Source organism: Actinomadura sp. KC216, from assembly GCF_004348535.1.
Lineage (GTDB): Bacteria > Actinomycetota > Actinomycetes > Streptosporangiales > Streptosporangiaceae > Spirillospora.
The window spans coordinates 1-13287 of sequence record NZ_SMJX01000233.1 but is presented as its reverse complement, the minus strand read 5'-3'; the positions used below and the strand labels follow the sequence as shown (position 1 = coordinate 13287).

Here is a 13287-nt window from a genome sequence, read left to right as displayed (position 1 = left end):
CCCCGGAGCCGCTCCCACCACCGATCACGACGCCCGCCGACCTGGCGGCGCGCATCGACGGCGGCCGTCTCGGCTGGGCCTGGACCGAACGCGTGCTGGCCGCGCTCGCCGAGCTCACCTGGCGGGACGCGGACGGCGTCCGGGCCGCGCTCGCGCCCGTCGTGGAGCGGCGCTTCACCCCCCGGATGGACGGCGAACGCCGCTGGGCATGGGTCGACCACTGGCTGCTGGCGGTCGGGCGCCGCCTGACCGGCTCGGTGCCGCTGCCGCCCGGCTGGCGCGATCGGCTGCCGTCGCCCGGGGAGGTCGTCGGCCCGCACCTGCTCTACCTGAGCCGGTGCGCCGAGCTCGTCGCCGCCGCCGAGCACGGCGCCATGCCGCCGCTGCTGCTCGCCACCCCCACCGAGCCGACCGGGCACCTCGACCCGGCGGTGTTCGTCGACCGGCTGGAGGCCCTCCAGAACGCCGGCGCCGACCCCGGGCCCGCCGACCTCCAGCAGGCCCTGCTGCGGCTGCCCCGCGACATCGGCCCCGAGACGGCCGGGCGCGCCGCCGCGCTGACCTCGCCCGCGGGACGGACCGCCGCGCGATGGCTCGCCGCGGGCGGCCTGCCCGTCCCCGACGTGTCGATGCGGCCGTTCGAGGGCGGCGTGCCCGAAGCGGTGATCAGCGCGCCGCCGACCGGGCTCCTCCTGGTCGACGAGGTGTTCACGGCCCCGTCCCGGCACATCGGCTGGAAGTACGGCCGGTACGAGCCGGTCTGGCCGCGGCTGCTGCCCTCCCACCCGGACGTCGCCATCGCCCATGTCCTGCCGCAGCTCCGGCCCGCCACCTCCCCGGTCGGCAACGGGGCGTCGGTGGCGAGGTTCGTCGAGGTGACCCGGGGAGACGGGCCGTTCGCCGAGGCCATCGGGCATTTCCTGGCGCGCGCGCTCGCCCCGCGCAGGCACGCCGAGGCCGACCGGGCGCTGCTCACCATGGCCGCCCGCGGCGACCTGCCCGCCGCCGAACTCGGCCGCCACATCGGACGCCTCGCGCGCGCCGGCGAGATCCAGCCGGTCAGGATCATCGAGGCCCTCGAACGCGCCGCGGAGGCCGGCGCCTACGCCCAGGTCTGGGACGTCATCGCCGCCGCACTGCCCGTCCTGTGCCCGGAGCCGGGAGAACGCCCCGTGCACGGCCTGAAACGCCTGATCGCCCTCGGCCTGCGAACCGCACGCTGGTCAGGCGCACACGGCCCCATCCCCGAGTTGGAGGAACTCGCGTCCCGCAAGGCCTCCTCCGACCTCGTCCGCGAAGCCCGCGCCCTAGCAACCCACCTGTCCGCGCACCGCGAGGCTGAGAATGCCGCGCCAGGCTGAGGTGTGGCGCTGCGGCCCGTGCCTAGGCCGCGCACCTGTCCGAGCGGTGCGAGGCTGGGAGTGCCACGCGGGGCTGAGGAGGTGGCGTTGAGGCTCGTGCCTTGGCTGCTCGCTTGTCCGCGCGACGCGGGGCTGAGGGTGCTGCGTCGGCCTGAAAGGCGCTGCGCCAGGTTGAGGGCGCCGCGCCTGGTTCAGGGGCGGCGTCCAGTTAGGGGGTCAGGTTAGGTCGGTGGGGTCGGTGTTGGCGCCGCAGAGGACGAGCATCACGCGTTCGTCGGGGGCGGGGCGGTATGCGCCTGAGCGGAGTGCGGCGGCGGCGGTGGCGGTGCCGTGTTCTACGGCCAGGCGGTACTCGTCCCAGAGGAAGCGGCGTGCTTCGATGATCGCCTCGTCGGTGACGAGGACGGGCTGCACGCCGGTGCGGGACGCCACGGAGAACGCGATCTCGCCGAGCCGGGTGGCGCCGAGCGAGTCGGCGGCGATGCTGGAGACGTCCACGTCGACCGGGCGTCCCTCGTGCAAGGCGCGTTCGAGGGTCGGGACGCCTTCGGGCTCGACGCCGACGACGCGGGCGTGGCCGTCGAGGGCGGTGGCGACGCCCGCCATCAGGCCGCCGCCGCCGACCGCCAGCAGGACGGTGTCGATCTCCCCGCCGGTCTGCTCCAGGATCTCCGCGCCGAGCGTGCCCTGGCCCGCGCAGACCTCGGGGAGGTCGTAGGCGTGGCAGAACAGCGCGCCGGTGTCGGCGGCGCGCTTGGTCGCGGCGTCCTGCGCCTCGGCGTACCGGGTGCCGACCTGGACGACCGTGGCGCCGAGCGCGCGCAGCCGGGCGACCTTCACCGGCGGTGCGGTCTCCGGCACGTACACCTCGGCCGGGACGCCCACCTGCGACGCCGCGTACGCGAACGCGAGGCCCGCGTTGCCGCCGGAGGCCGCGACGACGCCCGACTCCGGCAGGCGGCCCCCGTCCCGCGCGGCGAGGATGTGGTTGAACGCGCCGCGCGCCTTGAACGACCCGGTGTGCTGGGTCAGCTCCAGCTTCAGCCACATGCGCGCGGCGGGCGCGAGCGGCGCCGGGTCCACGGCGAGGACGGGCGTGCGGCGGACGTGGCCGTCCACCCGGGCGTTGGCGGCCTGGACGGCCGAGCGATCGATCACCGGGGTTCCTCTCCGAGCATCGGCTACACCTAAGTAGCAAACACCGTTTGGTGCCTGTTCCCTAGGTGGCCAGTGCGGCGGCGCGGTCCAGGAGGATCTTGCGTTCGGGGGCGTTGCGGGTCATCTCGGCGGCGCGCTCGAACTGCTCCCGGGCCTCGGCGGTGCGGCCGAGCCGGGCGAGGAGGTCGCCGCGGACGCTCGGCAGCAGGTGGTAGTCGCGGAGAGACGGCTCGTCCAGGAGCGCGTCTGCGATTTCGAGGCCCTTGGCCGGGCCGTGTGCGTTGCCGACCGCGACCGCCCGGTTCAGCTCGACGACGGGGGACGGGGCGACGGTCGCGAGGATCTCGTACAGCGACGCGATCTGCGTCCAGTCGGTGTCCTCGGCGGCGGGGGCCTGCGCGTGGCACGCGGCGATCGCTGCTTGGAGGACGTAGGGCCCCGGGGGCTCGCCGATGGCCTTGGCGCGGAGGAGCGCGGCGAAGCCGCGGTGGATGAGGAGGCGGTCCCAGCGGCCGCGGTCCTGGTCGGCGAGGGGGACGGGCTCGCCGGACGGCCCGGTGCGGGCCCTCGTGCGGGACGCCTGGATCTCCATCAGCGCGGCGAGCCCGTGCACCTCGGGTTCGCCGGGCGCCAGCTCGGCGAGGATCCGGCCGAGGCGCAGCGCCTCCTGGCACAGGTCCGCCCGCACCCAGTCGTCGCCCGCCGTGGCCGTGTAGCCCTCGTTGAAGATCAGGTAGATGACCTCCAGGACGGACGACAGCCGCGCGGCCCGGTCCGGTCCCTCGGGGACCTCGAACGGGACGCCCGCGTCCGACAGCGTCCGCTTCGCCCGGACGATCCGCTGCGCGACGGTCGGCTCGGACGTGAGGAACGCCCGCGCGATCTCCTCGGTGGTGAGGCCGCCGAGCATGCGCAGCGTCAGCGCCACCCTGGCCTGCGTGGACAGGACGGGATGGCAGGCGGTGAAGACGAGGCGGAGCACGTCGTCCTCGATGTGCTCCTCGTCGGGGACGTCGAGTTCCGGCGGCGCCTGCGTCTCCAGGTCGCGGCCGATCTCCTCCAGCTTGTGCTCGAGGCGCTGCCGGCGGCGGATCCGGTCGATGGCGCGGCGCTTGCCGACGGCCATGAGCCAGGCGCCCGGGTTGTCCGGGACGCCTGACTCCGGCCACTGTTCGAGCGCGGCGACCAGCGCGTCCTGCGCGAGTTCCTCGGCGAGCCCGATGTCGTGCACCATCCGGGCGAGGCCGGCGATGATGCGGGCCGCCTCCAGCCGCCACACCGCGTCGATGCCGGCATGCACACCGGACCTGCCCGCACCGGGACCTTCCCTGCCTGACCTGCCCGTTTCGGGCCCGCTCGCTGCCGTCACGCTGCCGATGAGAGCACCCGCACCGGCCGCCGCGCAAGCTCAGTCGCCGGGGCCGAAGACCTGCTTGATAACGCCCTCGCCGTCCCCGACGATCGAGTAGAACCGCTTGGACAGTTCGATCGCCTCCTCCCGGGTGCGCACCTCGACCAGCGCGAACCCGACGACGGACTCCTTGGCCTCGGCGAACGGCCCGTCCGTGACGGTGATCTTGCCGCCGGTGGAGGCGATCCGGGTGCCGTGCGGCTCCAGCCCGCCGGTGGCCAGCAGCACCCCGGCCTTGGAGGTCTCCTCGATGAACTTGCCCATCTCGATCATCATGGCCTCGTCCGGCGGGGTGTCGGCCGAGTTGTCGTCCGTGGTCATCAGCAGGAACCGCATGGCGGTCTCCTTCGTCTCGGTGGCCGGTCCCTCCCGGCCCTCACTGACGCGTCGAAGAGGCTCCGGCCGGATCGACATCCCGGCCGGACTTCTTCCAAGATTTTTCTTGGAGCCGTATCGTGCCAGGTCACAGGGGGTTCGCGCGCGTTGGCGCGATACATACCCACAGATCAGGATGAAACCGGACAATCGGGATAGCTGGGCAAGTCAGTGATTGACGAGTAACTTCTCCGAAAGGAAAGGTTCTTGCACGCCCCGAGGAGGCATCCCGTGGGACTCCCCGCACCACGGACCGATGTGCCGTCAGAGCCCCGGATCGGCGGCCCGGCGCCGCGGTCCGAACGCGTCCGGGCCGTGACGCGATGAACGCGAGCGAGCATCCGGACGACGTGGCGGAGATCTGGCCGGGACGGATCGCCCCCACGAACGGCTACACCTACGGGCAGACGCACTGGAACAGAAATCAGCGGATGGCGGGCCCGACGGTCCCGCGCATGCTGGTCGGGGCGCAGCTGCGCCGGTACCGCGAGAAGGCGCGGATCTCCACCGAGGACGCCGCCTACGAGATCCGCGGCTCCCACTCCAAGATCAGCCGGATGGAGCTGGGCCGCGTCGGGCTCAAGGAGCGCGACGTCGCCGACCTGCTCACCCTCTACGGCGTGCTCGACCCCGACCGCCGCGACGCGCTGCTCGAACTCGTCGACCTCGCCAACCGGCCGAGCTGGTGGCAGGAGTACGGCGACCTGGTGCCGCCCTGGTTCGAGCCCTACCTCGGGCTGGAGCAGGGCGCCGTGATCGCCCGTGTGTACGAGGTCCAGGACGTCCCCGAGCTGCTGCAGACCCCCGACTACGCCCGCGCCCTCCTGTCCGCCCGGCATCCGGAGGCGCCCGCGGAGGAGATCGAGCGGCGGGTCGAGCTGCGGATGCGGCGCCGCCGCCGGGTGTTCGAGCGTCCGGGGCCGCTGAAGCTGTGGGCCGTGGTGGACGAGGCGGCGCTGCGCCGCCAGGTCGGCGGCCCGGAGACGATGGCCGCGCAGCTCCGGTTCCTGATCGACATGTCGTGGCTGCCGAACGTCTCGCTGCAGGTGCTGCCGTTCGCGTCCGGCGGGCACGCGGCCGAGTGCGGCCCCGTGACGCTGCTGCGGTTCGCCGAGCCGGAGCTGCCCGACGTCGTCTACCTGGAGCAGCTCACCGGCGCCCTCTACCCGGACCGGCCCTCCGACATCACCCGGTACCGGGACGTCCTCAACCGGCTCGGCCTGCAGGCGGAGCCGCCCGTCCGGACGCCCGGCATCCTGGACGACATGCTCGACCAGCTTCCCTCGGGCGGTTTCTAGGCCCACTCCTAGGGCGGGGCGGTGAGGAGCCGGGCGGCGCTCAGCAGGCAGGCGCCGCCCGGCGGGCCCTCGGCCGGGCACGCTACTTCGCGGCCGGGGTGTAGGTGGCGACGATGACGCCGGTCTTGAAGGACGTGGTGTCCGCCAGCTCGAACGTCGCCGAGAAGTCCGGGCGGGTGAGCAGCTCCGCCGGGTCGCCGGTGCCGACGACGACGGGGTGGATCCACAGGCGCAGCTCGTCCAGCAGGCCGTGCTCGACGAGGGTCCGGGACACCGGCCCGAAGCCGTACTGCAGGATGTCCTGGCCGTCCTGCTCCTTCAGCTTGGTGATCTCCGCGACGGCGTCCGCCCGGCGGATCACCGTGGTGTCGCCCCAGCCGGGCTTCTGCAGCGTGTCGGACACGACGTAGTGGGGGAGGGTGTTCATCCGGACGCCGAAGTCGCCGGTGGCCTCCTCCATCGCGGGCCACGCCTGCGAGAAGCCGTCGAACGTCGTGCGTCCCATCAGGATCGCGTCGCAGGCGAACAGCAGGTCGCGGGCGTAGGCGGCGGCCTCGTCCTGGAAGTAGGCCGAGGTCCAGTTCTGCGGGTTCTCGATCACGCCGTCCAGCGAGATGTAGGTCGAGCTGATGATCTTTCGCATGATGTCCTCCGTCGTTGATGGTTCGCCGTCCGGCGAGCTGGAACCACCATGGCCGAGGCCGTTTACCGGATTCTTACGGTCCATTTCCGGCGGCGGGCGCGGATAGGGTGCGGGCGTGCGCTTCGGGGTCCTCGGGCCGCTCGCCGTCTGGACGGACGACGGCGGGCTCGTTCCCGTGCCCGGCCTGAAGGTCCGGGCCCTGCTGGCGGACCTGCTGGTCAACGACGGGCGCCCGGTTCCCGCCGACCGGCTGATCGACGACCTGTGGGGCGACGCGCCGCCCGGGAACCCGATGGGGTCGCTGTCGGCGAAGGTGTCGCAGCTGCGGCGGGTGCTGGAGGACGCGGAGCCGGGCGCGCGGGCGCTGGTGGAGTCGCGTCCCGCCGGATACCTGCTGGCGGCGGGCGAGGCGCGCGTCGACGCGCTGCGGTTCCAGGCCCTGGTCGGCCGGGCGCGGCAGGCGGGCGAGCCGAAGGAGCGGGCGGCGCTGCTGGCCGAGGCGCTCGGCCTCTGGCGCGGCCCGGCGTTCGCCGACTTCGCGGACGAGCCGTTCACCCGTGCCGCGTCCGCGCGGCTGGAGGAGCTGCGGCTGACCGCGCTGGAGGAGCACGCCGAGGCCCGCCTGCTGCTGGGCGAGCACGGGGCGCTGGCCGGGGAGCTCGGCGACGCGGTCGGCGAGCATCCGCTGCGCGAGCGGCTGCGGGCCGCGCACATGCTGGCGCTGTACCGGGCGGGACGGCAGAGCGAGGCGCTGGAGAGCTTCGAGCGCCACCGGACGCTGGTCGCCGAGGAGCTGGGCCTCGACCCCGGCGCCGAGCTGGCCGATCTGCAGCGCGCGATCCTGCGGCAGGACCCCGGGCTCAGCGCGCCCCTGCCGCCCGAGCCGGGGCCGCGGTCGAACCTGCCGGTCCCGGCGACCGAGCTGATCGGCCGCGAGGACGCCGTCCGGGAGATCCGCGCCAGGATCGGCACCGACCGGCTCGTCACGCTGACCGGGCCCGGCGGGGTCGGCAAGACGCGGCTGGCGGTGGAGGCGGCGGCCGGGCTGGTGGACGCGTTCGGCGACGGCGTCTGGATGGCGGAGCTGGCCGGGTTCGAGCGCTCCACGGTGCCCGACCTGGCCGAGGTCGTCACGGCGAGCCTCGACATCCGGGACGCGCCCGGCGCGCCGGAGGCCGCGCTCGACCGGCTCGCGGCGGCGCTCGGCGCCCGCCGGCTGCTGCTCGTCCTGGACAACTGCGAGCACGTCGTCGAGCAGGCCGCCGAGCTGGCGGAACGGCTGCTGCGCCGCGTCCCCGGGGTGCGGATCCTCGCGACGAGCCGGGAGCCGCTGGGGCTGGCGGGCGAGGTGGTGTGGGCCGTCCCGCCGCTGGAGGTGCCCGGCGACGGCGACGACGCGGCGGCGGCGAGCGCGGCGAGCGCGGTGCGGCTGTTCGCGGCGCGGGCCGAGGCGGCGTCGCGCGGGTTCCGGCTGGACGACGCGACCGCCGGGCCGGTCGGGGAGCTGTGCCGCCGGCTGGACGGGATCCCGCTCGCGCTGGAGCTGGCCGCGACGAAGGTGCGGGCGCTCGGTGTCGAGGGCCTCGTCGCCCGGCTGGACGACCGGTTCCGGCTGCTGTCGTCCGGGCATCGCGGCGCCCCGGCCCGGCAGCGGACGCTCACCGCGGTGATCGACTGGAGCTGGGACCTGCTGACCGCGCCGGAGCAGGCCGTCCTGCGGCGGCTGTCCGTGCACGCCGACGGCTGCGCGGTGGAGTCGGCCGAGGCGGTCTGCAAGGGCGGCGAGGCCCCCGAGGCGGAGATCCTGGACGTGCTGGTCCGGCTCGTCGACCGCTCGCTGGTCGTCATGACGGACCGTCCGGGCGAGCCGCCCCGGTACCGGCTGCTGGAGTCGGTCGCCGCGTACGCCGCCGAGCGGCTCGCCGAGGCGGGGGAGGACGAGCGCGTCCGGCGGGCGCACCGGCTCCACTACGTCGAGCTGGCCGAACGCGCCGAGCGGCACCTCTACGGCCACGACCAGGCACGCTGGCTGCGGACGCTCGACACCGAGGCCGGCAACCTCCGGACCGCGCTGGACGACGCCGTCACCGGCCACGCCGCCGAGGACGCGTTGCGGCTGGTCAACGCGCTCGCCTGGTACTGGTTCCTGCGCGGCCGGCTGACCGAGGCGCTGCGCTCGCTGGACGCCGCACTCGCCCTCGGCGGCCCGCCCGAGATGCGGGCGAGGGCGCTGACGTGGCGGGCGGGGCTGGCCGTCCTGAAGGGCGCCGGGGCCGATGGCGCCGCGCGCCGCGAGGAGGCGCTCGCGCTCGTGGACGCGTCCGGCGATCCGAGGCTGCGGGCCTGGGCGCGCTGGTTCCTGGCGTTCGCCTATTTCGACGTGGAAGACACCGCCGCCGGAGCGGTGACGGTGGAGGAGGCGCTCGCCGGGTTCCGCGCGTGCGGCGACCGGTGGGGCGAGGCGGCGGCGCTGGTGCTGCGGGCCAAGCAGGCGCACGCGCACGGCGACCCGGCCGCGCTGCGGCGCGACGCCGAGCGGGCGGCCGTGCTGTTCGGCGAGACCGGCGACCGGTGGGGGCAGCTCCAGGCGGTCGAGTGGCTCGGCGGGCTGGCGGAGCTGACCGGCGACTACGACCGCGCCGAACGGCTCCAGCTCGACGGGCAGCGGATGGCCGAGGAGCTGCACATGTGGCCGGACGCGGCCGTCCGGATGGCCTGGCGCGGCTGGATCGCGCACCTGCGGGGCGACACGTCCGCCGCGCGGCGGCTGTTCGGCCGGGCGCTGCGCGTGGCCGTGGAGCAGGGCAACGCGGGCGCCGTCACGTTCGCCGAGATCGGGCTGGGCCTGGCGGCGTGCGCCGAAGGGCGGCTGGCCGACGCCGAAGACCGCCTCGAACCCCTGCTCCGGGCCGCCGCGCCGGAGGAGTTCCCGCCGCTCTACCTGCCGATGGTCCAGAGCGCGCTCGGCGAGGTGGCCGAGGCCCGCGGCGACGCGGCCACCGCGCTCACCTTCCAGCGCGACGCGCTGACCGTCGCGCTCCGGCTGGAGGCGCCGAGGGACACGGCCGGGGCGCTGGAGGGGCTGGCGTGCGCGCTGGCGCTGGCCGGGCGGCACCGGGAGGCGGCCGAGGCGCTCGGCGCGGCGGCGTCCGTCCGGGAGTCCAGCGGCGTCCGGGCCGGGCGGGCCGAGCAGGCCGCCGCCGCCCGCGCCGAGGAACGCGCCCGGAGCGCCCTGGACGGTGCGGACGGCGCGGCCGGTGCGGACGGCGCGGCGTTCGCGGCGGCGTTCGCGGCGGGCGCGGCGCTGGAGCCTGCGGATATCTTGCGGCGTGCCGAGGCGGTCCCGCCGGAGGGCCCCTCGATCTGGGCCGCTAATGCCTAATTTGTCCTTATTGCAAGAGGGTTGCGAATCGGCACAGAAACGTCACGGGCTCTTGTAACGCCCACGGCCCATCAATGATCATGAGCGATCGTGAGAGGTCGGGGGATGGTCCTCAGGCGTATGGCCGGGGACAGGACATTGATCCTGGCCGCGTGCTCGACCGCGTTGTTCGCCACCACCGTCCTCGCCGCCCTGGTCGGCTACACCGGATCGGTCACCCGCGAGGGGCTGCGCCAGACCCTGGCCGGTGCGACGTTCGAGTCGGTCGGGACGACCATCGGCACGAACGTCCCCGCCAACGGGCTCGACAAGGTGCGGGGACAGGTCGGGCAGGCGCTCACGCAGATGTACGGGGACGTCCCGCTCACGATCTCGGTCGGCGTGCGCAGCGACTCCTACACCCTTCCCGGGCAGGAGAAGCGCGACCATCCCGAGCTGACGGCGTTCGGCACCTACACCGGGATCGAGAAGCACGCGCGGCTGACGCGCGGGCGCTGGCCCGCCGCCGACCCGACCGCCGCGCGCGACGGCGAGGTGCAGGCGGCCCTGCCCGGCGCCGCCGCCCGCGCGATGCGCGCCGACGTGGACGACGTCCTCACCCTTCACGGGCGGGTCGACAAGAAGTCCGTCGTCAAGGTCCGCGTCGTCGGGCTGTTCGACGTCACGGACCCGGAGAGCTACTTCTGGCAGGGCGACCGGCTCCTCACGACCGGCGTCGAGAAGCTCGACTACACGACGTACGGGCCGTTCGTGGTGCCGCCCGGCGTGTTCGCGGCCCGCTTCACCGGAACCGGCGCCGACGCCCGGTTCACGGTCATGCCCGACCTGCGCGGCGTGGAGTCCGGCGAGCTCGGGCCGCTCGGCGACCGCGTCGCGAACGCCGAGGAGACCTTCAGGAAGGCGGGCGGCGGGGCGCAGTTCTCCGTCGTGACGAAACTGCCCGAGCTGACCGCGCAGCTCGACGACGCCGTCCTTGTGGCACGGTCCACGATGCTGATCCCGGTGATCCAGCTCGTGCTGCTGGCCGGGGTCGCGTGGCTGCTCGTCTCCCGGCTGCTCGCCGACCACCGGCGCGGCGAGGTCGCGCTGCTGCGGACCCGGGGCATGGGGATGCGGCAGCTGGCCACGCTCGGCCTCGCCGAGGGCCTGCTGATCGTGCTGCCCGCCGCCGTGCTGGGCCCGCTGCTGGCGCGGCCCCTGCTGCGGCTCGCCGCGCACGCCCCGATGGTGCGCGACTCCGGGCTGCGGCTGGACGCCGGGCCGATGGCCCCGCTCTGGATCGTGTCGGTGGCGACGGCGCTGATCTGCGCGGTCGTCCTGACGGTCCCGACGCTGCGCGGCGCGAACCGCACGTTCGTCGAGGCGCAGGCCGGGATCGGCCGGACCCGGCGGCTGCGCGGCTCGGGCGCCGACCTGGCGCTGCTGGTCGTCGCCGGGCTCGCGATCTGGCAGCTCACCCGGTACGGGGCGGACGGCGCGGGCGGCGGGAGCGGAACGGGCGGCGGGATCGGCGCGTCCGGGGTCGATCCGTTCATCGTGTCCGGCCCGGCCCTCGCGCTGCTCGCCGGCGGGGTGCTGCTGCTCCGCGTGGTGCCGGTGACGTCCCGGGTCGCCGAGCGGGCCGCGACGCGGGGGCGCGGGCTCGTCACCGCGCTCGGCACCCGGCAGGTCGGGCGGCGCCGCCTCCGGTACGCGGGGCCCGTGCTGCTGCTCGTCATGGCGATGGCGGTCGGGGTGCTGTCGGTGACGACGATGGCGACCTGGCGCCGCTCCCAGACCGATCAGGCCGACTTCCAGGCGGCCACCGACCTGCGCGTCACCCGGGCGAGCGGCCCGCAGGCCCCGTCCGTGCTCGGGCAGGGCGGACGGGTCGCGGCGCTGCCCGGCGTGACCGCGTCGACGGCCGTGCTCCGCACCGACGCCGACCTCGGCACCGCCCCCGCGACGCTGCTCGCCGCCGACACCGGGGATCTCGGCCGGGTCCTGCGCGTCCAGCCCGGCCTGCGCGACGATCTGCGCCTGGACGAACTGGCCAGGGCACGCCCGGCCGCACCCGCGCTGACCGTCCCGGGCAGGCCGAGGCGGCTGCTGTTCGACGTCCGGCTCACCCGCGCCGGGCCGGTGCCTACGAACGAGCTGGGTCTCAAGCCGCCCGCCGACTTCCCCTACGAGGTGGCGGTGACGATCGCCGACGCGCGCGGCCTGGTCCGTGAGGTGGCGCTGCCCGGCCTCGTCGCGGACGGCCGCGAGCACACCCTCGCGCTGGACGTCGCCGGCCTCGCGGGCCCGGGCGGTGTGCCGTCCTATCCGCTGTCGGTCCGGGGCCTCCACTACTCCTTCGACGCCAACCCCTTCTCCGGGCCGCTCGACCTGGAACTGCTGCACGTGCGGGGCGACGGCACCGGGGAGGCGGCGCCGCCGCCCGCCGGGGCCCGCTGGGACGCGTTCGTCCGGCCGGAGGAGTCGCGGCCGAGGGCGACCGCCGGGCCCGCGGAGGGCGCGCTGACGAAGCTCGCCATCCCGGCGCACCCGTCGTGGGCCGGGGAGCAGATGTTCTCCGACACCATCGGGGGCGTCCACGCCATGCTCACCACCGGGCCGCCGCCGCCCCGGGGCACGGCCGCCGGGGCGAACACCGACCTCCAGCCGGTCGTGCCGGGCGTGATCACGGAGGAGACGGCCCGCCGCGCCAAGGTCGGCGTCGGCGGCAAGGTCACGGTCAGCACCGTCGACGGCGAGCAGCCGGTGCAGGTCGTGGGGGTCGCGCCCGCGCTGCCGAGCGTCCCGCCCGGCGAGCCCGGCGTCCTCGTCGACCTGCCGACGCTGACCGTCACCCGGCTCGCCGCGAACGGGGCGGAGCCGACGAGCATCGCGCCCGGGGAATGGTGGGCGTCCGCGCGCGGCGGAGCCACCGGCCCGGCCGCGACGTCGCTGGCGGGCCATCCCGCCTGGGGCGAGGTCGCCGCGGACCGCGGCGAACTGCGCTCCCGGCTCCGCGACGCCCCGCTCGGCGCCGCGCTCCAGGGCGCGCTGGTGCTCGGCTTCGGCGCGGCGCTGGCGTTCGCCGTCATCGCGTTCGTGGTGAACGCGGCCGTGACGGCGGGGGAGCGGTCCCGCGAGTTCGCGGTGCTGCGGGCGCTCGGCGTCCCGCCCCGGCAGGTCACCGGGGTCCTCGCGATCGAGCAGGCGTACCTGGTCACGCTCGGCCTCCTCGGCGGGACGCTGCTCGGCCTGGTGGTGGCGCGGCTGGTCGTCCCGCACGTCGTGCTCAGCGTGCAGGCCGCCGAGCCGTACCCGCCCGCCGACCTGGTCGTCCGGTGGCCGGTGGTGCTCGCGATGGTCGCCGGGGTCGCGGCGGTGCTCGGCCTGGTGCTCCCTCCGGTGATCCGGGTGCTCCGCCGCCGCAACGTCGGCGCCGGGCTGCGCGTGGGGGAGGACCGATGACCGGAGCGGAGCGAGGATCATCGGCCGGACCGTTCGGGGGTCTGGGGGTCGCCCCCCGGAAAGGCAGGGCCCGATGACCGGAGCGGGGATGCGGCTGGCGCGTGCGCAGTGGGCGCCGCTCGTCGCGCTGGCCGTGCTGACGCTGGTGTCCGCGCTGCTCGCCGTCGCCCTCCCGGCCCGCATGGCGGCCGGATACGACCGGAGCGCGGCGGCCG

8 protein-coding genes are annotated in these 13287 nt (G+C 75.3%); 4 read left to right on the top strand and 4 right to left on the bottom strand.

Going from position 1 to position 13287, the window contains the following annotated elements:
• A partial coding sequence (locus E1264_RS43825) for a DUF6493 family protein (protein WP_207936455.1) occupies window positions 1-1361 on the top strand: 1361 nt, incomplete at its 5' end.
• 216 nt (window positions 1362-1577) lie between these two features.
• Here E1264_RS43825 and E1264_RS30715 read toward each other — a convergent pair.
• From E1264_RS30715 to E1264_RS30705, 3 genes are all read right to left on the bottom strand, one after another.
• The gene (locus E1264_RS30715; protein ID WP_132178944.1) at window positions 1578-2519 is read right to left on the bottom strand and encodes a threonine/serine dehydratase; all 942 of its coding nucleotides are present in this window, start codon (window positions 2517-2519) and stop codon (window positions 1578-1580) included.
• A gap of 61 nt (window positions 2520-2580) precedes the next feature.
• Window positions 2581-3807, bottom strand: coding sequence for an RNA polymerase sigma factor (locus E1264_RS30710; RefSeq protein WP_347813434.1), 1227 nt, complete (start codon window positions 3805-3807; stop codon window positions 2581-2583).
• Window positions 3808-3927: 120 nt separating this feature from the next.
• Window positions 3928-4266 carry a YciI family protein gene (locus tag E1264_RS30705; protein WP_132178943.1) on the bottom strand — a complete coding sequence of 113 codons (339 nt, stop codon included), beginning with the start codon at window positions 4264-4266 and terminating at the stop codon, window positions 3928-3930.
• 362 nt (window positions 4267-4628) lie between these two features.
• Between E1264_RS30705 and E1264_RS30700 the strand changes: the two genes are divergently transcribed.
• Window positions 4629-5603: a helix-turn-helix transcriptional regulator gene (locus E1264_RS30700; protein ID WP_347813433.1), complete on the top strand. Its 975-nt coding sequence runs from the start codon at window positions 4629-4631 to the stop codon at window positions 5601-5603.
• Between the two features lie 82 nt (window positions 5604-5685).
• Here the strand turns inward: E1264_RS30700 and E1264_RS30695 are convergent, their stop codons facing one another.
• Window positions 5686-6246 (bottom strand): dihydrofolate reductase family protein, encoded by a 561-nt coding sequence (locus E1264_RS30695; protein ID WP_132178942.1) that lies wholly within the window; start codon window positions 6244-6246, stop codon window positions 5686-5688.
• Between the two features lie 115 nt (window positions 6247-6361).
• Here E1264_RS30695 and E1264_RS30690 point away from each other — a divergent pair, with 115 nt between their 5' ends.
• Window positions 6362-9628: a BTAD domain-containing putative transcriptional regulator gene (locus E1264_RS30690; protein ID WP_132178941.1), complete on the top strand. Its 3267-nt coding sequence runs from the start codon at window positions 6362-6364 to the stop codon at window positions 9626-9628.
• 105 nt (window positions 9629-9733) lie between these two features.
• Window positions 9734-13072, top strand: a complete 3339-nt coding sequence (locus tag E1264_RS30685; protein WP_132178940.1) for an FtsX-like permease family protein — start codon at window positions 9734-9736, stop codon at window positions 13070-13072.
• Window positions 13073-13287: the final 215 nt, after the last annotated feature.

Coding starts and splice junctions, on each gene's coding strand:
- E1264_RS30705 (WP_132178943.1), bottom strand. CDS start 4,266: ATGCGGTTCCTGCTGATGACCACGGACGACAACTCGGCCGACACCCCG.
- E1264_RS30700 (WP_347813433.1), top strand. CDS start 4,629: ATGAACGCGAGCGAGCATCCGGACGACGTGGCGGAGATCTGGCCGGGA.
- E1264_RS30695 (WP_132178942.1), bottom strand. CDS start 6,246: ATGCGAAAGATCATCAGCTCGACCTACATCTCGCTGGACGGCGTGATC.
- E1264_RS30685 (WP_132178940.1), top strand. CDS start 9,734: ATGGTCCTCAGGCGTATGGCCGGGGACAGGACATTGATCCTGGCCGCG.